At 71.4% G+C, this 21,954-nt stretch carries 16 protein-coding genes; 5 read left to right on the top strand and 11 right to left on the bottom strand.

All coding sequences use genetic code 11. The annotated features are described in order from the left end of the window. Positions 1 to 84: 84 nt before the first annotated feature. From IG08_RS0107240 to IG08_RS0107260, 5 genes are all read right to left on the bottom strand, one after another. A complete protein-coding gene (locus IG08_RS0107240; RefSeq protein ID WP_030597733.1) occupies positions 85 to 1,668 on the bottom strand; it encodes a serine/threonine-protein kinase in 1,584 nt (527 codons plus the stop codon). A gap of 108 nt (positions 1,669 to 1,776) precedes the next feature. Next, the gene (locus IG08_RS0107245) at positions 1,777 to 3,270 is read right to left on the bottom strand and encodes a serine/threonine-protein kinase (protein ID WP_030597736.1); all 1,494 of its coding nucleotides are present in this window, start codon (positions 3,268 to 3,270) and stop codon (positions 1,777 to 1,779) included. 79 nt (positions 3,271 to 3,349) lie between these two features. Then, positions 3,350 to 5,116, bottom strand: a complete 1,767-nt coding sequence (locus tag IG08_RS0107250) for a serine/threonine-protein kinase (RefSeq protein ID WP_030597737.1) — start codon at positions 5,114 to 5,116, stop codon at positions 3,350 to 3,352. Between the two features lie 184 nt (positions 5,117 to 5,300). Next, on the bottom strand, positions 5,301 to 7,832 hold the full coding sequence (locus tag IG08_RS0107255; RefSeq protein WP_043453463.1) for a protein kinase: 2,532 nt from the start codon (positions 7,830 to 7,832) through the stop codon (positions 5,301 to 5,303). Positions 7,833 to 7,984: 152 nt separating this feature from the next. Further along, entirely contained in the window at positions 7,985 to 10,075 is a 2,091-nt protein-coding gene (locus tag IG08_RS0107260; protein ID WP_030597739.1) for a serine/threonine-protein kinase, read from the bottom strand. A 216-nt stretch (positions 10,076 to 10,291) separates the two neighbouring features. Here IG08_RS0107260 and IG08_RS0107265 point away from each other — a divergent pair, with 216 nt between their 5' ends. Then, positions 10,292 to 11,335 carry a serine hydrolase domain-containing protein gene (locus IG08_RS0107265; protein WP_030597741.1) on the top strand — a complete coding sequence of 348 codons (1,044 nt, stop codon included), beginning with the start codon at positions 10,292 to 10,294 and terminating at the stop codon, positions 11,333 to 11,335. A gap of 78 nt (positions 11,336 to 11,413) precedes the next feature. On the opposite strand, the gene IG08_RS0107270 is transcribed toward IG08_RS0107265, so the two are convergent. After that, a complete protein-coding gene (locus tag IG08_RS0107270) occupies positions 11,414 to 13,120 on the bottom strand; it encodes a glycerol-3-phosphate dehydrogenase/oxidase (protein WP_030597743.1) in 1,707 nt (568 codons plus the stop codon). A gap of 308 nt (positions 13,121 to 13,428) precedes the next feature. Between IG08_RS0107270 and IG08_RS0107275 the strand changes: the two genes are divergently transcribed. From IG08_RS0107275 to IG08_RS0107285, 3 genes are all read left to right on the top strand, one after another. Next, on the top strand, positions 13,429 to 14,640 hold the full coding sequence (locus tag IG08_RS0107275) for a nucleotide sugar dehydrogenase (protein WP_030597745.1): 1,212 nt from the start codon (positions 13,429 to 13,431) through the stop codon (positions 14,638 to 14,640). A gap of 171 nt (positions 14,641 to 14,811) precedes the next feature. Further along, the gene (locus tag IG08_RS0107280) at positions 14,812 to 15,372 is read left to right on the top strand and encodes a hypothetical protein (RefSeq protein ID WP_030597746.1); all 561 of its coding nucleotides are present in this window, start codon (positions 14,812 to 14,814) and stop codon (positions 15,370 to 15,372) included. A gap of 2 nt (positions 15,373 to 15,374) precedes the next feature. Next, entirely contained in the window at positions 15,375 to 15,629 is a 255-nt protein-coding gene (locus tag IG08_RS0107285) for a hypothetical protein (protein ID WP_030597749.1), read from the top strand. Between the two features lie 67 nt (positions 15,630 to 15,696). On the opposite strand, the gene IG08_RS0107290 is transcribed toward IG08_RS0107285, so the two are convergent. From IG08_RS0107290 to IG08_RS0107305, 4 genes are all read right to left on the bottom strand, one after another. After that, a complete protein-coding gene (locus tag IG08_RS0107290; RefSeq protein ID WP_030597754.1) occupies positions 15,697 to 16,821 on the bottom strand; it encodes a GuaB3 family IMP dehydrogenase-related protein in 1,125 nt (374 codons plus the stop codon). Positions 16,822 to 16,925: 104 nt separating this feature from the next. Continuing rightward, positions 16,926 to 18,431 (bottom strand): IMP dehydrogenase, encoded by a 1,506-nt coding sequence (gene guaB / locus IG08_RS0107295; protein WP_030597757.1) that lies wholly within the window; start codon positions 18,429 to 18,431, stop codon positions 16,926 to 16,928. A gap of 138 nt (positions 18,432 to 18,569) precedes the next feature. After that, positions 18,570 to 19,157, bottom strand: coding sequence for a sigma-70 family RNA polymerase sigma factor (locus IG08_RS0107300; protein WP_030597760.1), 588 nt, complete (start codon positions 19,155 to 19,157; stop codon positions 18,570 to 18,572). A gap of 492 nt (positions 19,158 to 19,649) precedes the next feature. After that, positions 19,650 to 20,261: a response regulator transcription factor gene (locus IG08_RS0107305; RefSeq protein ID WP_003948568.1), complete on the bottom strand. Its 612-nt coding sequence runs from the start codon at positions 20,259 to 20,261 to the stop codon at positions 19,650 to 19,652. Between the two features lie 379 nt (positions 20,262 to 20,640). Between IG08_RS0107305 and IG08_RS0107310 the strand changes: the two genes are divergently transcribed. After that, on the top strand, positions 20,641 to 20,970 hold the full coding sequence (locus IG08_RS0107310) for a WhiB family transcriptional regulator (RefSeq protein WP_030597763.1): 330 nt from the start codon (positions 20,641 to 20,643) through the stop codon (positions 20,968 to 20,970). 45 nt (positions 20,971 to 21,015) lie between these two features. Here IG08_RS0107310 and IG08_RS0107315 read toward each other — a convergent pair whose 3' ends face one another. Then, positions 21,016 to 21,921, bottom strand: a complete 906-nt coding sequence (locus IG08_RS0107315) for a LysR family transcriptional regulator (RefSeq protein WP_030597766.1) — start codon at positions 21,919 to 21,921, stop codon at positions 21,016 to 21,018. Positions 21,922 to 21,954: the final 33 nt, after the last annotated feature.

Consider the following 21,954-nt stretch of genomic DNA (forward strand, 5'->3'; position numbering starts at 1 on the left):
ATGGATGCCCCAAGATCGCTCTCAGAGGAGGATGACCTTAACCGCTGCCACTGACAACGGAATTGAGCTCGCCCCGATCGCGCTTCAGCGCTCCTCGACCTCGAGGTTCGCGATCGCCGTCTTCGCCACCTCGCGCCCCCGCCCGGCGAAGTCGCCCTTGCTCGGATAGCTGATCGTGAGCTTCAGCATGTCGCCGCCCGCGGCCTTGTAGTAGAAGATCTGCAGCTCGCGGGGGCGGGGGTTCTCACTGTCGGTGGTCTTGTAGACGACCGTGTTCTTGGCTGCCGGTTTACCGTCGTACGTCGCCTCGTCGTCGGTGTCCGTCGTCGGGCTCTCGGGCATGTCGAGGTCGTATGCGCCGCTCTCCTTGAACACGGCGTCGTCGTCGTACATCTCGGCGGCCGCGGAACCCGCGATGGCGTTGCTGGTGTCCTCGGACTTCTTGTCACGGGTCAGGCCGATCCAGATGCTGCCGCTCCAGTCGGTGTACGTGACCCAGTGACCCTTGTCCGTCTCCCGGTCGGGCACGCCGCGCTGGTAGTCGGCGGGCACCGCCAGCGTCGCGGCGACGTCCTTCTCCTGCTTCGTCGTCCAGCCGTCGGGCAGCGGTCCCGCGAAGGGGTCCGCGATCACCAGGTACGCGGCCACCGCACCCGCGACGACCGCGGCACCGAGGCCGAGAAGTGCCTTGCGACCGAGGTGGATACCCGTTTGCGGACCCGTGTCCGGGCCCACGACGTGCTGGACGACCTGTGTGGGCGCGGGCGCCGGCGGATTCGCGGTCCGCTCCAGCAGCGCACGCACTTGCGTCGCGTTCGGGCGGCGCGCCGGGTCCTTCTGCAGCAGGCCGTTGATCGCGTCGGCGAGCGGGCCCTGCGCGGAGGCCGGCGGTGCGGGCGTGGCGTTGAGGACGGACTGGAGGGTCGCGGGGGTGTTGCTGCGGCGGAACGGGGAGACGCCCTCCGTCGCCGCGTACAGGACCACGCCGAGCGACCAGAGGTCGGAGGCGGGTCCGGGGCGCTGGCCCAGCACCCGTTCCGGCGCGATGTATTCGGGCGATCCGACGAAGCCGCCGGTGTCGGTCAGGTTCGTCTCGCCCTCGATCTGGGCGATGCCGAAGTCGCTGAGGACCACGCGGTCGTGCCGGCCGAGGAGGACGTTGTCCGGTTTGACGTCACGGTGCAGGATGCCCGCCGCGTGCGCGGCCTCCAGCGCGCCGAGCACCTCGAGGCCGATTCTCGCCGCTTCCCGGGCCCCGAGGGTGCCCTCCTGCAGCGCGTCGCCCAGCGAACGGCCCCGCACCAGCTCCATCACGATCCACGGCTGGCCGTCCACGACCGCCACGTCGTGCACGTTGACCACCGCGGGATGGTCGAGCCGGGCCGCGGCGCGCGCCTCGCGGCGCATGCGCTCGTAGGCGTTGGAACGTTCGCGTTCGGGAAGATGATCCGGAACACGGGGCTCCTTGACGGCCACCTCGCGGTCCACCGTCTCGTCCTTCGCGCGCCACACCGTACCCATGCCACCATGCCCCAGCTTGGCGAGCAGCCGGTAGCGTCCGGCGATGAGCCGACCGGTACCAGGCTCCGCCTGTGACGTCCTGGGAGGTTGCAGAACAAAACTCGTCGTCTCGTCGGGCTCGTGGCCGACTCCCCCGTGGCTGCTCATGGGTTCATCCATATCGCGCCAAGCGCTTACGCATCCACCTCTGACGCTTTCCAGTCACAGACCCGTGACTCAGGTCGCGACTTATATCCCCTTTATGCATGTACGCGGTTACGTGTGCGCGAACGTGTCGATCGCGACGTCGAAGTACTCCTTCGCCTCCCGCACCTTGCCGACCGGCGCCGACACCCATACGTCGTACATCCGGCCGTCCTCCTCCCAGCACAGGTCGTAGGTGTGCCGAGGGCCTTCCGCCGCGCTGAAGCCGTTCCAGGTGAACTCCCAGAGGGCGGCGGGCTGTCCGCGGTGCGTGAGGGAGGTGACCCGGCCGTCGTGGTAACCGGGGTTCGCGGACGGGCCCGCGGCGGCCGCGCGGCGCAGCACCGCGAGCGGGCCGCCCTGTTCGGGGTCGGAGACCTTGATGCCCAGGCGGAAGGTCTGTCCCGATGACACATAGAAGACCCGCTCGCCCTGCGGCTTGCGGGTGAAGCCCTCCGGTACGGCGAGGGAGAAGCCGGCCGGGTCGTCGGCGATGCGGTAGCCGGAAGGGGCGGAGGGCCTGGTGGGGGTGGTCGTGGGCGTCCCCGGCGCCGAACTCGACGTCGGGGAAGTGCCGGTGCCGTCCCGGTTCATGAGCAGCGCCGCCGCCGACACCCCCGCCCCCGCCATCGCGGCGACCAGCAGCACCGCCGTCAACACGCCCCTCGTGGAGCGCCGTTGCGGGTGCGGATTCCGCTGGGTCGGCGTGTAGCCGGGCGCCGGCTGCGGCGTGCGGCCCGTGTCCAGGAAGGCCCGCAGCATCCGCTCCGCCTCCGCCGCGTCCAGCCGCCGCTCCGGATCGCGCTCCAGGAGGCCTCGTACGACGGGAAGGAGCGGCGCGGCCTGCGCGGGCGGCCGTATCTCGTCGACCACGACCGCGTGCAGGATGCCGCCCAACGAGTCGCGCCGGAACGGGGATTGGCCGCTCAGAGCCGTGCACAGCAGCGCGCCGAGGGACCACAGGTCGGACTCCGGACCGGTCCTCGCCCCCGACATCCGCTCGGGCGCGGTGTACTCGGGCGAGCCGACGAAGGCCCCGGTCTCGGTGAGCGTGGTGGCGCCCGCGACCTGGGCGATCCCGAAGTCGGTGAGGACGACGCGGCCGGTGGCCGATTCCATGAGCACGTTCGCGGGCTTGATGTCCCGGTGCAGGACCCCGGCCGCGTGCGCCGTACGCAGCGCGCTCAGCAGGTCGGCGCCGATCCGGGCGGCCTCGGCGGCGTCGACCGGGCCGCGCCCGGAGACACGGTCGGCGAGGGAACCGCCGTCGATCAACTCCATGACGATGTACGGCCGTTCGTCGTGCTCGACGACGTCGTGGACGACGATGATGTGCGGGTGGCGCAGCTGGGCGACCGCGCTGGCCTCACGCAGGGTGCGGTCGCGCTGCCGCCGGGCGTCGGCCGCGGAGAGCGTCTCGTCCAGGGGGAGTTCCTTGACCGCCACCTGCCGGCCGAGCAGTTGGTCGGTCGCCCGCCACACCACGCCCATGCCACCGCGCCCGAGTCTCGCCTCCAGGCGGTAACGGCCCGCGATCACCCGGAAGTTGTCCCCCTCGGTCCCCATGCGCCCCATCATGCCGCAGCGGACGGGCACCCTCCGGGGCGGCGACCGGCCAAGTCTCCCGGCCGGCTCACCCAGGCTTTCAGGTGGGCGTCTTCTCCGACCAGCCCCGCAGGATCGCCTCGAACTGCTTGCTCGCGGTCGGCCAGCTCTTCGCGGGAGCCGACATGTAGATCGCGTACTCGGAGCCGTCCCGGGACATGTACGTCTCCTCGACCGCCCGGCGCGGCCCAGGCAACGTCGCCGCGTCCTTGGCCAGCGCGGTCCAGGTGTACTCCCAGCGGGCCCCCGGCCGGTCCCGGTAGGTGTTCTCCACCATGCTCACGCGCTCGTAGTCGCGCAGGTCCTGGATCTGCTGCTCCAGGTCGATCTGGTGCGCGTACGGGTCGTCGAAGTCCGGCGAGGTGTCGACGGCGATACGGACGAAGGTCTCGCCGCCGTCCGGGCTGAAGTCGATCTGCCGGAGGCCGGCGTACGGCTTGCCGAACTCCGTCCGCTTCCACCCCTTGGGCAGGTAGAGGCTGAAGCCCACGGGGTCGTCGCGGCGGACCCAGGTGTCCGGAACGGCTCCCGACGTGCTCTCACCGGTCGTCGAGGGGCTCGCCGAGGCGGACGTACCGCTCCCCTGCTGCCGCCCCTCGTCCCACTGCTGCATCGCGACCGCCGTCCCCGCACCGACGATCGCGGCGAGCGCGACCACGAGCGCGAGGGTCCGCAGCCGGCGGCGCTTGGGCGGCGGCCCGGCGACGGGACCGGTGCCGGTGTGGTGCGGTGGCCCGATGGTCGGGGGGCCGGGCATCGAGGGATACGGCGTCCCCGTGGCCGAGGAGTACGGGGTGCCGGCGCTCGCGGAGGGGTAGGGCGTGCCGCCCATGGAGGGATACGGCGTGCCGCCCGTGGAGGGATACCGCGTGCCGCCCGTGGCCGGGGTGTGCTGCGGGGCGTGCTGTGGAGCGTAAGAACCACTGTGGGCGCCCGCCCCATGGTGCGAGCCCACATGTTGCGTCGGCACATACGCCTGCGCCGCGTTCGGCCGCCGCCCCTCCGCCGCCTCGGCAAGCATCTGCTCGGCCTCGGCCACGTCGGGCCGCACGGCGGGGTCCTTGTGCAGCAGGGCGGCGATGACGGGCCCGAGCGGGCCGGCGTTGCGCGGCTCGGCGGGTTCCTCGTCGACGACGGCCTGCATGGTGGTCAGCGGCGTGTTGCGACGGAACGGCGACCTGCCCTCGACCGCCGTGTACAGCGTGGCGCCGAGCGCCCACAGGTCGGCGGAGGGTCCGGGGTCGTGGCCGCGGACCCGCTCGGGGGCGAGGTAGTCGACCGAGCCGACGACCTCTCCCGTCCGCGTGATGGTGGTGTCGCCCTCGATCTGGGCGATGCCGAAGTCGGTGAGGAGGACGCGGCCGTCCTGGCCGAGGAGCACGTTGCCGGGCTTGATGTCCCGGTGCAGGACACCGGCGGAGTGCGCGGCGCGCAGCGCCCGCAGCACCCACAGCCCGATCCGGGCCGCCTCCCGCGCCTCGACCCGACCGTCTTCCTTGACGGCGTCGGCCAGCGAGCGGCCCTCGACCAGCTCCATCACGATCCACGGCCGGCCGTCGTGGTCGAGCACGTCGTGCACGGTGACGACGGCGGAGTGGTTGATCCGGGCGGCTGCCCGCGCCTCCGCCCGGGTGCGGGCGAGGAGGATGGCCTGGTCGCTCTCGGAAACATAGAGCGCGGCGGTCAACTCCTTGATCGCGACGGCCCGGTGCAGCACCTCGTCGTGGGCACGCCACACCCGGCCCATGCCGCCCTTGCCTATCGGGTCGGCGAGCCGGTAGCGCCCCGCGAGGAGCAGGCCCTGCATCTGATTCACGTTGCCCCGCAATGCTCTTGACGGGCTCAGACTAAAGACCGGTCTATACCGAGGGGAACCAGGGGGGCGTCAAGGAGACCGCACTGTGACGGTTGTCGCTTCCGCGAAGTGCGGTGAACCTTCGGACCGCGGCCGGCGTCCGGCGAGCCGGTGACCTGGTCGGCCGTCGACCTGATCAGCCGGTGACCTGGTAGGTCGCCGACGCCTGCTCGTACAGCCGGGTCACCTCGTCGCGCTCCGCCTCCGGGCCGCGCACCTGCACCACGTGGTACTTCCCGTCGATCAGGATCGCGAGGTTGCGCACGAACAGCTCGCGCCCGTCGTCCCCGGTCCAGGTGAACTGCCCCTCGGCCATGCTCCGCGTGCCCACCTGGATCGACTTCAGCCCGGTGGCGGTGGCCCAGCTGGAGTCGCGGTACGGCTGCAGCTCGGGCTCCTTCTCCCGCTGGTACACCATCGGATCGCTGCCGTCCGCGGCCGCGGTGTCCCGGCCCGGCACGACGATGAGCTCGAAGTTGCCCTGCGCGTACACGACCTGCCCGCGCCCGTTCTCCGGGGAGCGGTCCCAGCCGTTCGCGACGGCGACCTTGAAGCCCGCCTCGTCCGTACGCAGGGTGAAGCCGTCGGCGACCTCGGGTCCGGCGGTCTGTGTCTCGGTGGCCCCGCTCGACTGCGAAGGACTGCTCTCCTGCTGCGGCGGCGAGGTCTGGTCGGGCCGGGGCTCGCTGCTCGCCTCCGGTGCCTGGCTCGCCTCACCGGCGGTGCCCGTACGGTCCGTGGCGCCGGTGTCGTCCGTGTCGGCCTTCGGCATGAAGAGCATGGCGTACGCGATCATCGCGCCCAGCAGGAGCAGGATCACCAGGAGCAGGTTGCGGCCGAGCCTGCGCGGCGAACGGACCTCCTCACGGGCCCGCTTGTGCCGCCCGTGGTGCGCCGGCAGTGCCGCCTTCCGCCTGCGCACCAGCTCGCCCCGGCGGCGTACGACGGGCAGCCGGCTCGCGTCGACGGGCGGCGCGGCGACGACATGCGCGCCGGCCTCCGGCTCGGGCGCCGAACGCACCAGCGAACGCAGCCAGCCGCGCAGCTCCTCGAAGTCCAGCCGCTCGGTGGGGTCCTGGCGCAGCAGCGACTCGACGACCGGCCTCAGCGGCCCGCACTCCTCCGCGAAGGCGGGCGGCTCGGCGCACACCAGCTGCACCAGCTCCGCGGTCGACTCCTCGGGATACGGCGCATGCCCCTGTACGGCCCTGAAGAGCAGCGCCCCGAGCGCCCACAGGTCGGTCGCAGGGCCGATCGGCGCCGCCAACTGCCAGTTCTCGTGCACCGGACCGGCCTGCTCCGGCGCCCACCGCTCGGTCACCGGCCCGACCACCGCCATCCGGGCCTGCCGCGCCCGCTCGGCGGCCAGCGCGGTGGCGGGCCCACGACGCTCGGGGGCACCGGCGGCGGCCAGCTCGTCCCAGCGGCTGGGGGGCGGGGTGGAGGCATCCCCGGGCATCGCACCCGGCACGGCCGACCCGCCGTTCCCGCCCCCGCCGAGGGGCAGAGCGGTGCGCGGCGCGGCGCCGTGCCAGGAGGTGGCGCCTACGCCGTAGGGATCGGCTGTCTGCCCCGGGGGCATGCTGCCGGGCGCATGCTCCACACCGTTCGCACCGGGATACGGCTGCTGCGCCGAGCCGCCCGGCTGTGCGGCGGGGTCGTCCTCGGAGGCCGGGCGGGCTCCGGGCAGTGCCGTCCGGCCGCTCTGCTGGGCCTCCTGGACCCGGGCCGCGGCCCGCGCCCCCGCGCGATACGCGGCGATCGCCCCGGCCCGCGCCGCGCGGATGTCCGTACCGGCGTCGGGGTCCCGGCGGACGAGCGCGGCCGACGCCCCCGCTCCGTTCGCCGTGTCCGCCCCGGCTCCGGGCAGCCCGCCCGAGGCCCGCGCCTCGATCGCGGCCCGCCGAGCGGCCTCGGCATCGGCCCCTCCGAGCCCGACCGCACCGGTGAAGCCCTGGGCGGCACCGGCCGTCCCGGACGCGGCCACCGTGGCGACCGGCGCGTCACCGGGCTCCGCACCTCCGGCACCCCATTCGCCCGCCTCGGCCGGCACCGGGTCGTAACCGCACAGTGCTTCCTCGGCCGCGCCGACCGCCAGTCCGGTCAGCATCACGCGGCCGTCGTCGCAGACGAGGACCGTGCGGGCGGTGATGTTCCGGTGCACCCAGCCATGGGCGTGCAGCACCCGGAGTGCCATGAGGACGTCGGAGGCGACCTCGGCCGCCCGGTACGGCGTCAGCGCCTTCTCGGCGAGCAGCGCCGCCAAGGGCCGCGCGGCCACCAACTCGCTGACGATCCACAGCGAACCGCCCTCGGCGAACACGTCGAAGACCTGGTCGAGCCGTGGATGGTCGGGGATGCGCGCCGCGGCCTGAGCGGCCTCGACCGCACGCCGTACGGCGGGATCACCGGGCCGGCGGGGACCACTGCGCGCCGGAGACCGCCGCACCGCCCGGTCCCGCGGCTCGCGCGGAGTGAACCCGTCGGGCAGACCTTCCGCGTCGAGCACCTCCGCCTCGACGACCTCCGGCAACGGCACCTGCCTGACCAGGACTTCCTGTCCGCTGTAGGTGTCGAAGGCGCGGGCCTCGGTGAGTTCGTACTCGTCGGACGGCGGCAACGGCAGGCGGTAGCGGTCGGCGAGCACCCGACCCGCGTAGTCGTCCACATTGCCTCCCCCGGCCGCCCGGTCGGTCAATTCCGTTCGCCTTACGGGCCGTTCCGCACACATACCTGGATGCGTACGGTCCGCAAGCACTCACGATACGTGCCGGAGGCAACCCGCAAAGAGGGGATGCCAGATCTCACGGCATCGGGTCGTCACGACTTGGGTTCGAAGGTCTGTGCCAGCGTCTGCCAGGTGTCCTTGCGCAGTTCAGTGCCCCAATTCGCGGCTTTCGCCGTGTACATCAGGGCATATCCGAGTTGGTCGTCGACGACGAACCCCCGGTCGATGGTCCGGTACTTCGTCCCGCTCTCGGTGTAGGTGAACTCCCAGTCGGCCGTGTTCCAGCCCCGGTAGTCCACCTTCTCTATTCGGATCTTCTTGTACTGGGAGCGCGACATGTACCGCTCCTGGTTCTCCCAGTCCGCCACCGGGTCGCCCTGCGGCGTGGACGTCCAGGCCACGAGCAGCTTCTGCCCGTCGGGCCCGGCGAAACGGTCCCCGGCCGACCCCGTCGACTGGTACTTCCACCCCTCGGGCAGCCCGATCGAGTACCCCTGGCTCCCCTTGTACGTCGAGGCCACCGCGCTGTCGTCGACGGAGTCGGCGGAACCGGACGCGGTCGCCTCGGCGCCCGGCTTGTTCCCGGACGTCGAACCGGACGTCGAACCGGACGTCGAACCGGACGTGCCGGACGAGGCCGTGGCACCGTCCGTCCCCGTGCCGCCGCTCTCGTCCTCCTTGGTGTCGGCGCTCTCGCTCGCACCCGCCGTCACCTTGGTACCGCCGCTCTTCGCGCCGTCGGTGCCGCCGTCGTCGCCGAGCGTGAGGGCCAGCACGGTGCCGATCACGGCGAGCGCCACGACCACCGCGATGATCACCAGCGTCCGCCGCGGCACCACATCGGTGAGCGGCGCCCTGGGCACGGGCCGCGGCGGCAGATCCGGCGGCGTCATCACGGGCCACCCCGAACTCCGGCCACCCGCAGCCGAGTCGGCCGCCTGAGCACCCTGCGCGCCCTGCGAACCAGCGGTCCCGGTCGAGGCCGACTCCGTCGGCACCTTCGCCTCGGGCTTCGCCCCGGCGTTCGCCCCAGCCTTAGCCCCGGCGGAGGCCGCACCCGCGGAACCCGGGACGGCCGTACGGCCGTCGGACCCCGAAGTGGCCGTACCACCCTCGGACCCCGGAGTAGCCGTACCGCTCCCGGACTTGGTGCGGGCGGCAGCCGCGGAGGTGCCCACCGCCCCGGCCGCCTTCCGCACGGAACGCAGCGCACCGCGCAACCGCTCCCCGCCCTCGGAACCACCCCGGTCCGCACGCTCGTCCGGCTGCGCCGGCAACGGCACGACCTTCGTCGCGTCCGCCGGCGGCTCCGGCTCGGCCTCCTTCGGCTCGGGCGCGTGGATCACCGCCTGGAGCATCGTCCGTGCGCCCGCGTCGTCGAGCCGCTTGACGGGATCCTTGGTGAGCAGGCCGTAGATGACGTCCTTCAACGGCCCCGCGTTCTTCGGCTCCTCCAGCGGCTCGGTCATCACCGCCGTGAGCGTCGCGATCGCGGACCCCTTGTCGTACGGCGGGGCGCCCTCGACCGACGCGTACAGCAGTCCCCCGAGCGACCACAGGTCGGCCGCCGGGCCCGGCTTGTGCCCACGGGCCCGCTCCGGGGAGATGTAGGAGGGCGCGCCGACGAGCATGCCGGTGGAGGTGATGGAAGGGTCGCCCTCGACCTGGGCGATGCCGAAGTCGGTGAGCACGACCCGGCCGTCCTCGGAGATCAGCACGTTGGACGGCTTCACGTCGCGGTGCAGGATGCCCTCGCGGTGCGCGGACCGGAGCACGTCGAGTATCGCCAGGCCGACCTCGGCCGCCCGCTTCGGTTCGAGGAGGCCGTCCTCCCGGATGACCTCGGCGAGCGACTTGCCCTCGACGAGTTCCATCACGATCCACGGCCGGTCGTCCTCGTCGACCACGTCGAAGACGGTGACCGCGCTGTTGTTGCGGATCCGCGCGATCGCCTTGGCCTCACGCAACGTGCGCGTGATCAGCCGGCGTTTCTCGTCCTCGTCGATGCTGGACGGGAACCGCAGCTCCTTGACGGCGACCGTCCTGCCCAGGGTCTCGTCCTCGGCACGCCACACCGTGCCCATGCCGCCGCGGCCGAGCACTTCTCCCAGCCGGTACCGACCGGCGAGGAGACGATCGCTCTTGTCCTGCCGGGATGCTCCCGCCCGCTCCGCCTCCGACATGCGTCCCCTCATGCAACCCGCCCTGACAGAGCCTTCATTGTCCCTCACCCGACAAGTGCCCGATGCCCCGGGTGCCCCTGACACCGCCGCGACCGCCGCACGGGTCCCACGCGGCGCAGGCGCTCTCCGGCGCCGCGGCGCCCACACCCCCGGGGACCGGATGAAGCTTCCGTTCCGCGGCCCTGCATGATGGGCCGCGACAGAGGAGGACCCGCGATGCCGCCGCTTAGGACACTACTGGCCGTACCTGTGTCCCTGGCCCTCCTCGCCCTGACCCCGACCGCCTCGTCGGCACCCTCGGACCCGCCCACGGACGCGATCCTTCCGCTGCTGGTCACCCGGGGTGACGCACCCGCCGCGGCCCTGCTGGCCCGCGAGGAGACCGGCACCCGCTACGCCGATGCGGGGAAGGGAATCGCCCGCGCCGACCACTTCCGCGCCGGCAGCATCACCAAGACCTTCATCGCGACGGTCGTCCTCCAACTGGCCGCCGAACACCGTCTGAAGCTGTCCGACACCGTGGAGCAGCACCTGCCCGGCCTCGTACGCGGAGCGGGCAACGACGGCCGCACGATGACCCTGCGCGCCCTGCTCACCCACACCAGCGGCCTGAACGACTTCACCGTGGACACCAAGGGCGTGGTCCCCCTCTCCCCGCTTCAGGCCGTACGCATCGCACTCACCCACCCTCCGGCCGGCCCCGGCCGCTATTACTACTCGAACACCAACTACGTGCTGCTCGGCCTGGTCATCAAGCAGGTGACCGGTCGCACCTACGCCACCGAGGCCGAGCGGCGCATCGTCGCTCCGCTGGGTCTGACGGGCACCGCCTTTCCTGGTTCGCGCACTTCTCTCCCCTCCCCGCACGGCCGCGCCTACGCCGCCGACGGAACCGATGTCACCGAGCTCGACCCGCGGGTGGCCGGAGCCGCGGGCGAGCTGGTGACCACGCTCGCCGACCTGGACCGCTTCTACGCGGCGCTGCTCGGCGGCCGGCTCCTGCCCTCGCGCTGGCTGCGCGAGATGCGCGACACCCAGGCCACACACGGCTTGTACGGCATGGGCCTGTTCCCGGTGAAGCTGCCGTGCGGCACCACGGTGTGGGGGCACAACGGCCGTATCGCCGGCAGCTACGTGCGCACCGCGGCCACCGTCGACGGCCGTCGCGTCCTCACCTTCCGCGTGAACACGACGGACATAGCAGACCCCGACCTCGAACCGGCCCTGCTCGCCGCCGAGTTCTGCCCCCGCACCTCGTAGAACGGACGGGTTCCGAACGAAGATCCCGGTTCGCGACACTCGTTCGAGTGATAGCGATGCCGAGCGAGGCCCGGAGACCTACAACGGCACGATGTCCGGCGCCCCCAACCGCGCCGCATCCGCCGTCAGGTCGTCGGGCTGCCGCTGCGACTCCCGCTCCGCCTCCACCCGCTTCTCGTAGTGCTCGACCTCGCGCTCGATCTGGTCCTTGTCCCAGCCGAGCACCGGCGCCATCAGCTCGGCGGCCTCGCGGGCGCTGCGCGTGCCCCGGTCAAAGGTCTCGATGGAGATGCGGGTGCGCCGGGTCAGCACGTCGTCCAGGTGCCGCGCCCCCTCGTGCGAGGCGGCGTACACGACCTCGGCGCGCAGATAGTCGTCGGCGGCCTGCAGGGGCTCGCCCAGCGAGGTGTCCGCGGCGACGAGGTCGAGGACCTCCTCCGCGAGCGCGCCGTACCGATTCAGCAGATGCTCCACGCGCACCACATGGAGGCCGGTGCGGGCGGCGATCCGCGCCCGCGCGTTCCACAGGGCCCGGTACCCCTCGGCGCCCAGCAGCGGCACGTCCTCCGTCACACACTCGGCGACCCGCATGTCGAGCCCGTGCACCGCCTCGTCCACCGCGTCCTTGGCCATCACCCGGTAGGTCGTGTACTTGCCGCCCGCCACGACGACGAGCCCCGGCGCGGGGTGCGCCACGGTGTGCTCGCGCGACAGCTTGCTGGTGGCGTCCGACTCACCGGCGAGCAGCGGACGCAGACCCGCGTACACGCCCTGGACGTCGTCCCGCGTGAGCGGCAGCGCGAGCACGGAGTTCACGTGCTCCAGCAGGTAGTCGATGTCCGCGCTGGAGGCGGCGGGGTGCGCCTTGTCGAGGTCCCAGTCGGTGTCGGTGGTGCCGATGATCCAGTGCCGGCCCCACGGGATGACGAAGAGCACGGACTTCTCGGTGCGCAGGATCAGCCCGGTCGAGGAGTTGATGCGGTCCTTGGGTACGACCAGGTGGATGCCCTTGGACGCGCGGACGTGGAACTGTCCCCGCTCCCCGACCATCGCCTGGGTGTCGTCGGTCCACACGCCGGTCGCGTTCACGACCTGCTTGGCGCGGATCTCGTACTCCCCGCCCGCTTCGACGTCCTGCACGCGCGCGCCGACGACGCGTTCGCCCTCGCGCAGGAAACCGGTCACGCGCGCGCGGTTGGCGGTCTTCGCGCCGTACGCCGCCGCCGTGCGCACGAGTGTCGCCACGAAACGGGCGTCGTCCATCTGGGCGTCGTAGTACTGCAACGCGCCGACCAGCGCGTCCTTCTTCAAGGCGGGGGCGACACGCAGGGCGTGACGGCGGCTCAGGTGCCGGTGCACCGGCAGACCCCGACCATGCCCGCGGGCCATCGACATCGCGTCGTAGAGCGCGACGCCCGAGCCGGCGTACAGGCGCTCCCAGCCCTTGTGCTGCAAGGGGTACAGGAAGGGCACCGGCTTCACCAGATGCGGAGCCAGCCGCTCCAGCAACAGCCCACGCTCCTTCAACGCCTCCCGTACGAGCGTGAAGTCGAGCATTTCGAGATAGCGCAGGCCGCCGTGGATCAGCTTGCTGGACCTGCTCGACGTGCCCGACGCCCAGTCACGCGCCTCGACCAGCCCCACGGACAGGCCCCGGGTCACGGCGTCGAGCGCGGTGCCGGCACCGACCACGCCGGCGCCCACCACCAGCACGTCCAGTTCGCGCTCGGCCATTGCTGCGAGTGACTCGGCTCGTTGCGCCGGCCCCAGTGCCGCTGTCCTCATCGCTGCCTCCCGCTGTCGGTCACGCCGGTTCACCCTTGAGGGGTGGCCCGGTCCGTATCCCCCATGCCCAAATTCTGACCGGCTTGCCCGACTTCAGCCACCAGTCGCCCCCAGCCTGTGGACAACTTTCACGGAAACGTAGGCCAGAGCTCACCGCCCCCAGAGCTCACGGACCCACAAAAAGACACACGGAACCAATCCCGTATTTCGGTCATATTTACTCCTAGTCTGACATTGCGCTCGCCCGTCCTGTCCACAGGGCTTGCGCACCTGTCCCGCTTCGGTTACTGGGAAGGACGGTCCACGCCATGCCCGCAGATCTCGCCGTCATCGGACTCGGCCCCTACGGACTGCCCCTGGCCCAGGCCGCCGTCGCCGCCGGCATCTCCACACTCGGCTACAAGACAGGACCCGAGGCGAGCTCCCTCAGCCCCGCCGAACTGCGCCGGATGCTCTCGGGGGGCTTCCGGACGGCCGCGGGCCCCGCCGAACTCGGCCGGGTGCGCACCGCGGTCATCTGTGCCCCCACCCCACGGGGCGTGGACGGCGGCCTCGACCTGAGCCAGGTGGAGGCCGCCGCGCGCACCCTCGGCGCGCGCCTGCGCCCGCACACCACCGTGATCCTGGAGTCGCCCGTACTGCCCGGCACCACCGAGGACTTCCTGCGCCCGCTCCTCGAAGAGTGCTCCGGGCTGCGCGCGGGCCGCGACTTCCACCTCGCCTACTCCCCCAGCCGCGTCGACCCCGGCAACCGCGACTTCACCCCCGCCAACACCCCCAAGGTGATCGGCGGTCTGACCCCCGCGTGCACCGAGTCGGCCGCCGCGTTCTACTCGAGGCTCACCGACAAGGTCGTACGCGCGCGTGGACCGCGGGAAGCGGAGACCGTACAGCTCCTGGAGACCAACTACCGGCACGTCAACATCGCCCTCGTCAACGAAATGGCCGTCCTGTGCCATGACTTGGGCGTCGACCTGTGGGACGTCATCCGCTGCGCGGAGACCAAGCCGTTCGGCTTCCAGGCATTCCGCCCCGGCCCCGGCGTCGGCGGCCACGCCGTCCCCCAGGACCTGACCGGCGGTCACCCCGGCCGCCCCCTGCGCATGGTGGAACTCGCCCAGCAGGTCAACAACCAGATGCCGCGTTACGTCATCCAGCGCGCCGCGACCCTCCTCAACGAGCACGGAAAGTCGGCGCGCGGCGCCCGCGTCCTGCTCCTGGGCGTCACCTACAAGCCCGACCTCGCCGACCAGCAGGCGACTCCCGCCCAGGAGGTCGCGATCCGGCTGTTGGAGCTCGGCGCCTCCGTCAGCTACCACGACCCGCACGTGCCGTCCTGGAGCGTCCTGGACCGTCCCGTCCCGCGCGCGGACTCCCTCTACGAGGCCGCCGCCGACGCCGACCTGACGATCCTGCTCCAGCAGCACCGGACGTACGACCTCCAGGGCCTGTCGGTGAAGGCCCAGTTGCTGCTGGACACGCGCGGCGCGACGCCGACGGGGGCCGCGCACCGGATCTGACGGATCCGCTCGCGAATTCGCCGGTGAATTCGCTGGTGAAACGGGCGGGGGCGCCTGCTACTCTTCGGCGACCCGTCGCACAGGTGTGCGCGGGTCCCGTCGCACGTTCGTGCGCGCACTCCACACCGCTCATTGATCCGGTCCCGCGAGGGACACGGGGGGATCCCTGTCATGACCCAGTCAGTTCCGCCGCAGCAGCCCGCCGACGGCAACCCGTTCGCGCAGAAGTCCGACGACGCCGCGCCGCAGCCGGCCGACGGCAACCCGTACGCCCAGCAGCCGGGCGCCGTACCGCCGCCCTCGCCGTTCGTCACCGCGGCCGCGCCCGCCGGTGGCAACATCACCCTCGGCCTGGTCGTCGCCGTCGTCGTGGCCCTGGTCACCGCCGGCATCTACGGCGCCATCGTCGGCGCCACCGAGTACGAGATCGGCTACGCCGCCGTCGGCGTCGGCTTCCTCATCGGCTTCGCGGCCGGCAAGGTCGGCGGCGCCAACCCGGCCCTGCCCGTGGTCAGCGCGATCCTGTCCCTGGGCGCCGTCTACCTCGGCCAGCTCATCGGCATCGCGGCGATCGGCGCGGACGAGCTCGACATCTCCGTCACCCAGGTCTTCACCGACTACTTCGACGTGGTCACCAAGGCCTGGAGCGAGGAGGCCGACGCCATGACCTTCCTGTTCCTCGGCATCGGCGCGTTCGCGGCGTTCTCGGGGGCGAAGAAGGCCGCGGCCTGACGATGCTCGCGGCGTCCCTCTGCATCGTGCTCGGTCTGGCGGTCCTCGTCAGCGGCGGCTGGGTAGCGCTCGACATCCGCAGCGCTGCCGCGGCCATCGAGCGCTGGCAGGAACGTAACCACGAGCTGCGCATGGCCACCGTCGGAGACTTCACGCCATCCCAGAAGTGGATCACGGCGACGGGCTTCCGTGTCGTGGCCGGTGGCGTCTGCCTCGTCGGACTCATCCTGATCCTGATGGGCCTGGTCAACCTCTGAGCCGCCCCGCACGCATGCCAAGGGCCCGCCCACCTCACGGTGGACGGGCCCTTCGGCGTCGTACGACCTACCGCCGGTGCTGCGAGTCCGCCACCGTGACCTCCACCCGCTGGAACTCCTTGAGCTCGCTGTACCCGGTGGTGGCCATGGCCCTGCGCAGCGCGCCGAAGAAGTTCATGGAGCCGTCCGGGGTGTGGGACGGGCCGGCGAGGACCTCCTCGATGGTGCCGACCGTGCCGAGGTCGACCTTCTTGCCGCGCGGCAGCTCGTCGTTCACCGCCTCCATGCCCCAGTGGTGGCCCCGGCCGGGCGCGTCCGTGGCGCGGGCCAGCGGGGAGCCCATCATGACCGCGTCGGCGCCGCAGGCGATGGCCTTGGGCAGGTCGCCGGACCAGCCGACGCCGCCGTCGGCGATCACGTGCACGTACCGGCCGCCGGACTCGTCCATGTAGTCACGCCGGGCAGCGGCGACATCGGCGACCGCCGTCGCCATCGGAACCTGGATGCCCAGCACGTTGCGCGTGGTGTGCGCCGCGCCGCCGCCGAAGCCGACCAGGACACCGGCCGCGCCGGTGCGCATCAGGTGCAGGGCCGCGGTGTACGTGGCGCAGCCGCCGACGATCACCGGGACGTCGAGCTCGTAGATGAACTGCTTCAGGTTCAGCGGCTCGTGCGAACCCGACACGTGCTCCGCCGAGACCGTCGTACCGCGAATGACGAAGATGTCCACACCCGCGTCGACGACGGTCTTGGAGAACTGGGCCGTGCGCTGCGGGGAGAGCGCGGCCGCGGTGACCACACCGGAGTCGCGCACCTCCTTGAGGCGCGCGCCGATCAGCTCCTCCTTGATGGGGGCGGAGTAGATCTCCTGGAGGCGCCGGGTCGCCGCGTCCGTGTCCAGCTCGGCGATCTCGTCGAGCAGCGGCTGCGGGTCCTCGTACCGCGTCCACAGGCCCTCGAGGTTCAGCACGCCGAGGCCGCCGAGCTCGCCGATACGGATCGCGGTGGCCGGGGAGACGACCGAGTCCATGGGAGCGGCCAGGAAGGGCAGCTCGAAACGGTAGGCGTCGATCTGCCACGCGATCGAGACCTCCTTCGGGTCGCGCGTACGACGGCTGGGGACGACGGCGATGTCGTCGAAGGCGTACGCCCGGCGGCCGCGCTTGCCGCGCCCGATCTCGATCTCAGTCACGTGTGTGGCCTTTCCTTCTGCGTTTCAGCGTCTTCCAGTATCACCGACGGGTACGACAAGGGCGGCCCCGGAGTACCCGGGGCCGCCCTGCGGAAGCCTGGTGACTACTTATTGCGGCTGTAGTTCGGCGCCTCGACCGTCATCTGGATGTCGTGCGGGTGGCTCTCCTTGAGGCCCGCCGAGGTGATCCGCACGAAGCGGCCCTTGGACTCCATCTCCTCGATGGTGGCGGCACCCACATAGCCCATGGTCTGGCGCAGACCGCCGACGAGCTGGTGCAGCACGTTGGCCAGCGGGCCGCGGTAGGGCACCTGGCCCTCGATGCCCTCGGGCACGAGCTTGTCGTCGGAGGCCACCTCGGCCTGGAAGTAGCGGTCCTTCGAGTACGACCGGCCCTGACCGCGGGACTGCATGGCGCCCAGCGAGCCCATGCCGCGGTACGACTTGAACTGCTTGCCGTTGATGAACTGCAGCTCACCGGGCGACTCCTCGCAGCCCGCGAGAAGGCTGCCGAGCATCACGGTGTCGGCACCGGCGGCCAGCGCCTTGCCGATGTCGCCGGAGTACTGCAGGCCGCCGTCGCCGATCAGCGGGACGCCGGCCGCGCGGGCCGCGAGGGATGCCTCGTAGATGGCGGTGACCTGCGGGACGCCGATGCCGGCGACCACGCGGGTGGTACAGATGGAGCCGGGGCCCACACCGACCTTGATGCCGTCGACACCGGCGTCGACCAGCGCCTGGGCGCCGTCACGCGTGGCGACATTGCCGCCGATCACGTCGACGCGCACGCTCGACTTGATCTTCGACATCCAGCTGAGGGCGTTGCTGTTGTGGCCGTGCGAGGTGTCGACGACCAGGAAGTCCACACCGGCCTCGGCGAGGGCCTGGGCCCGCTCCAGCGCCTCGGGGCTGGCGCCCACGGCGGCACCGACGAGCAGCCGGCCCTCGGCGTCCTTCGCGGCGTTCGGGTACTTCTCCGCCTTGACGAAGTCCTTGACCGTGATGAGGCCCTTGAGGACGCCCGCGTCGTCGACCAGGGGAAGCTTCTCGATCTTGTGGCGGCGCAGCAGCTCCATGGCGTCCGCACCGGAGATCCCGACGTGGCCGGTGACCAGCGGCATCGGCGTCATGACCTCGCGCACCTGACGCGAGCGGTCGGTCTCGAAGGCCATGTCGCGGTTGGTGACGATGCCGAGCAGCTTCTTGTTGCCGTCGGTGACGGGCACGCCGCTGATGCGGAACTTGGCACACAGGGCGTCGGCCTCGGCCAGCGTGGCGTCCGGGTGCACGGTGATCGGGTCGGTGACCATGCCGGACTCGGAGCGCTTCACCAGGTCGACCTGGTTGACCTGGTCCTCGATGGAGAGGTTGCGGTGCAGCACGCCGACGCCGCCCTGGCGGGCCATCGCGATCGCCATGCGGGACTCGGTCACCTTGTCCATCGCCGCCGAGAGCAGCGGGATGTTCACCCGGACGTTGCGGGAGATGCGGGACGAGGTGTCGACCGCGTTGGGGAGCACTTCCGATGCACCCGGCAGCAGCAGCACGTCGTCGTAGGTCAGCCCTAGTGTCGCGAATTTACCGGGCACTCCGTCGACGTTCGCAGTCATGACACCTTCCCCAAATGGCCTTGATCGGTGCGGATGTCCATGCTAACGGGAAGCAGAGGTCCCGAATTCCAGGGTTTCCGGTGACAGAAGCTTCGTATGTTCGTACGGAACCGGCGCAACGCCCGTTCAACAAAGGGACTACTGCTCGGCCAGCGCGCGCAGCCTGCTCAGCGCCCTGTGCTGCGCCACCCGGACCGCACCGGGTGACATTCCCAACATCTGACCCGTCTCCTCCGCGGTCAACCCCACCGCGATGCGCAGCAGCAACAGCTCCCGCTGGTTCTCGGGGAGGTTGGCCAGCAGTTTCTTGGCCCATTCGGCGTCGCTGCTCAGCAGGGCGCGCTCCTCGGGGCCGAGGGAGTCGTCCGGGCGTTCCGGCATCTCGTCGGACGGGACCGCCGTCGAGCCGGGGTGGCGCATCGCCGCGCGCTGCAGGTCCGCGACCTTGTGCGCGGCGATCGCGAAGACGAACGCCTCGAAGGGGCGGCCGGTGTCCCGGTAACGCGGCAGGGCGAGGAGGACGGCGACACAGACCTCCTGCGCCAAGTCCTCCACGAAGTGCCGGGCGTCGCCCGGGAGACGGGACAGACGGGTGCGGCAGTAGCGCAACGCCAAGGGGTGGACATGGGCGAGCAGGTCGTGTGTGGCCTGCTCGTCTCCGTCGACCGCGCGATGGACGAGCGCACCAATCGCCCCAGGGGCGCTGGCAGCCTCGTCGTCACGCATCGGTCCATGGTGCCTTGGCGTCGTCTGATCCGTGGCATCGCGCCCGTTGTTGTGCACCGAAGCGTTATGAGCAGGTGCGCCGGCACTCATCTCCTGCGCCCTCCCCTTCCGCTCGACCGACTCGTCCCCGAGGAACTCCACACCTCAAGGATGCGGCATCCGCGGCGAAACGAGCAGCGGGCACCCGGCAAGCCGCTTTGACGAGCGACTCCGGGGCGGTGCAGATGCGTTCCCACGCCCGCCGCGGCAGCAGTTGGTGTCAGCGGCCGGCACGTGCTCTCGGCGTGCCGGACGAAGGTCCTCGATGGAGGTTCCCCCGCTCGGGCGAAACCGCGAGTGGGGGACGAGCCACCAGGGCCTTCGGCCGGTGCGGCGAGCGTGCGTGCCGGGCGGCGCGGGGGCGTGCCTGAACTTCCTCGGGGTCGCTCGTCCCCGCCCACCGTGAGGTAGGCGGGGATTGTCGAACCCCCGCTACGACACACGCGGCCCTGCTCAGCGAACCAGGCCCCAGCGGAAGCCGAGCGCCACCGCGTGCGCCCGGTCCGAGGCGCCGAGCTTCTTGAAGAGCCGCCGGGCATGCGTCTTGACGGTGTCCTCGGAGAGGAACAGCTCGCGGCCGATCTCGGCGTTCGAGCGGCCGTGGCTCATGCCTTCGAGGACCTGGATCTCACGCGCGGTGAGCGTCGGCGCGGCCCCCATCTCGGCGGAGCGCAGCCGGCGCGGGGCCAGCCGCCAGGTCGGGTCGGCGAGGGCCTGCGTGACGGTGGCGCGCAGTTCGGCGCGCGAGGCGTCCTTGTGCAGATAGCCCCGGGCACCGGCGGCGACCGCCAGCGCCACGCCGTCCAGGTCCTCGGCGACGGTGAGCATGATGATGCGCGCACCCGGGTCGGCGGACAGCAGCCGCCGGACGGTCTCGACGCCGCCCAGACCGGGCATGCGTACGTCCATCAGAATCAGGTCCGAACGGTCGGCGCCCCAGCGGCGGAGGACTTCCTCGCCGTTGGCCGCGGTCGTCACGCGCTCGACGCCGGGCACGGTCGCGACCGCGCGGCGGAGCGCCTCTCGGGCAAGCGGGGAGTCGTCGCAGACGAGGACGGATGTCATGGCCGCCCTCCGCAGCTGATGCACGTCACCTTGAGCCTCCAGGCTGGTACGAAATCGTCACCTGTGCGGTCGACCGGCTCGGACAACTGCCCGAGCTTGTTGCTTCAACCGCCTCCGCACTCTCAACGACGGTCACTCGAAAGAGTTACGGGGCCGTGTGCCATCTTCGGCACTCTACGTGAGGGCGCGGACACGATGGAGACATGCAGGGCGGACCCACAACGTTTCATCACAACCGGTGCCCCATTTAGACCCTTTTCTTCCCTTTTGCTGGTGTCTGAGGCTAGATTCGCAATGAGTCATATTTTCATCTCCTTAGATCGTAGATGTACGGTCGTGGACACCGTATCCGCCCAGAACGGCTACAAGGGGTCACGCAATGGCAGATTTCTCCCGCCTTCCCGGACCGAACGCGGACCTGTGGGACTGGCAGCTCCTGGCTGCCTGCCGCGGGGTCGACAGCTCGCTCTTCTTCCATCCGGAGGGCGAGCGCGGTGCGGCTCGGAGCGCTCGTGAGAACTCGGCCAAGGAGGTCTGCATGAGGTGCCCGGTGCGCGCGCAGTGCGCGGCACACGCGCTCGCGGTGAGAGAGCCGTACGGCGTGTGGGGCGGGCTGACCGAGGACGAGCGCGAGGAGTTGATGGGACGGGCACGGCACCGGCTGGTGTCGGCGTCCGCATCCGCCGGAAGCAGCTCCTCGAACAATTGAAGGAACGTTTCTTCAAGTGAGGGCACGCGTGCGCGTGCCCTCACTTCACTTCTGGCCCGCCGCAAGCGCGAGCTGGTCCAACGTCGCCGCCACCGCAGGCACCTGGGCCAGGTCCGGCAGCGTGAGGGCGACGATCTCCCGCCGGACCGCCGGTTCCAGCGTCACCGTGCGCGCACCTCGTGGCCGTACGGACTCGATCGCGAGCTGGGGCAGGACGGCGACGCCCAGTCCCGCCCCCACCAGGCCGACCACCGCCGGATAGTCGTCGGTCGCGAAGTCGATGCGGGGCGTGAAGCCTGCGCCCTCGCACACCTCGACCAACTGGCCGCGGCAGCGCGGGCAGCCGGCGATCCACGGCTCCCGGGCGAGTTCGCCGATCGCCACCGACTCCGCGCGCGCTAGGCGGTGGCGTTCGGGTACGAGGGCGACGAGCCGGTCGGTCAGCAGCGGCCGTACGACGAGGTCGTCCCACTCACCTTCCGGAGCGCCCGCCGCACCCTCGTACCGGAAGGCGAGCGCCACATCGCAGTCGCCCGCGCGCAACAGCTCGACGGACTGCGGCGGTTCGGCCTCCTCCAGGGAGACGCGGGTGCCGGGGTGCGCGGCGCGCAGGGCGGCGAGAGCGGTGGGGACGAGGGTGGAGCTGCCGCTGGGGAAGGACACGAGCCGCACCCGTCCCGCGCGCAGTCCGGCGATCGCCGCGACCTCCTCCTCCGCCGCCGTGAGTCCGGCGAGAATCCCGGCGGCGTGCCGGACGAGCGCCTCCCCCGCCTGCGTCAGCCGCATCTCGCGTCCGCTGCGGATCAGCAGGGGTGTGCCCACGGACGCCTCCAGGGCCTTCATCTGCTGGCTGACGGCGGGCTGGGTGCAGCCCAGTTCGCGCCCCGCGGCCGAGAAGGAGCCGGTGGCGGACACGGCGCGCAGGACGCGGAGATGACGGGCCTCGATCACCCTTCGAGGATAAGTGAGGCTTTGATACGACGC

The organism is Streptomyces fulvoviolaceus, assembly GCF_000718165.1.
GTDB lineage: Bacteria > Actinomycetota > Actinomycetes > Streptomycetales > Streptomycetaceae > Streptomyces > Streptomyces fulvoviolaceus.

What these genes read in the sequence shown, in the direction of transcription:
- IG08_RS0107240 (WP_030597733.1), bottom strand. Translation starts at nt 1,668, where the DNA reads ATGAGCAGCCACGGGGGAGTCGGCCACGAGCCCGACGAGACGACGAGT.
- IG08_RS0107245 (WP_030597736.1), bottom strand. Translation starts at nt 3,270, where the DNA reads ATGGGGACCGAGGGGGACAACTTCCGGGTGATCGCGGGCCGTTACCGC.
- IG08_RS0107250 (WP_030597737.1), bottom strand. Translation starts at nt 5,116, where the DNA reads ATGCAGGGCCTGCTCCTCGCGGGGCGCTACCGGCTCGCCGACCCGATA.
- IG08_RS0107260 (WP_030597739.1), bottom strand. Translation starts at nt 10,075, where the DNA reads ATGTCGGAGGCGGAGCGGGCGGGAGCATCCCGGCAGGACAAGAGCGAT.
- IG08_RS0107265 (WP_030597741.1), top strand. Translation starts at nt 10,292, where the DNA reads ATGCCGCCGCTTAGGACACTACTGGCCGTACCTGTGTCCCTGGCCCTC.
- IG08_RS0107270 (WP_030597743.1), bottom strand. Translation starts at nt 13,120, where the DNA reads ATGAGGACAGCGGCACTGGGGCCGGCGCAACGAGCCGAGTCACTCGCA.
- IG08_RS0107275 (WP_030597745.1), top strand. Translation starts at nt 13,429, where the DNA reads ATGCCCGCAGATCTCGCCGTCATCGGACTCGGCCCCTACGGACTGCCC.
- IG08_RS0107280 (WP_030597746.1), top strand. Translation starts at nt 14,812, where the DNA reads ATGACCCAGTCAGTTCCGCCGCAGCAGCCCGCCGACGGCAACCCGTTC.
- IG08_RS0107285 (WP_030597749.1), top strand. Translation starts at nt 15,375, where the DNA reads ATGCTCGCGGCGTCCCTCTGCATCGTGCTCGGTCTGGCGGTCCTCGTC.
- guaB (WP_030597757.1), bottom strand. Translation starts at nt 18,431, where the DNA reads ATGACTGCGAACGTCGACGGAGTGCCCGGTAAATTCGCGACACTAGGG.
- IG08_RS0107300 (WP_030597760.1), bottom strand. Translation starts at nt 19,157, where the DNA reads ATGCGTGACGACGAGGCTGCCAGCGCCCCTGGGGCGATTGGTGCGCTC.
- IG08_RS0107305 (WP_003948568.1), bottom strand. Translation starts at nt 20,261, where the DNA reads ATGACATCCGTCCTCGTCTGCGACGACTCCCCGCTTGCCCGAGAGGCG.
- IG08_RS0107310 (WP_030597763.1), top strand. Translation starts at nt 20,641, where the DNA reads ATGGCAGATTTCTCCCGCCTTCCCGGACCGAACGCGGACCTGTGGGAC.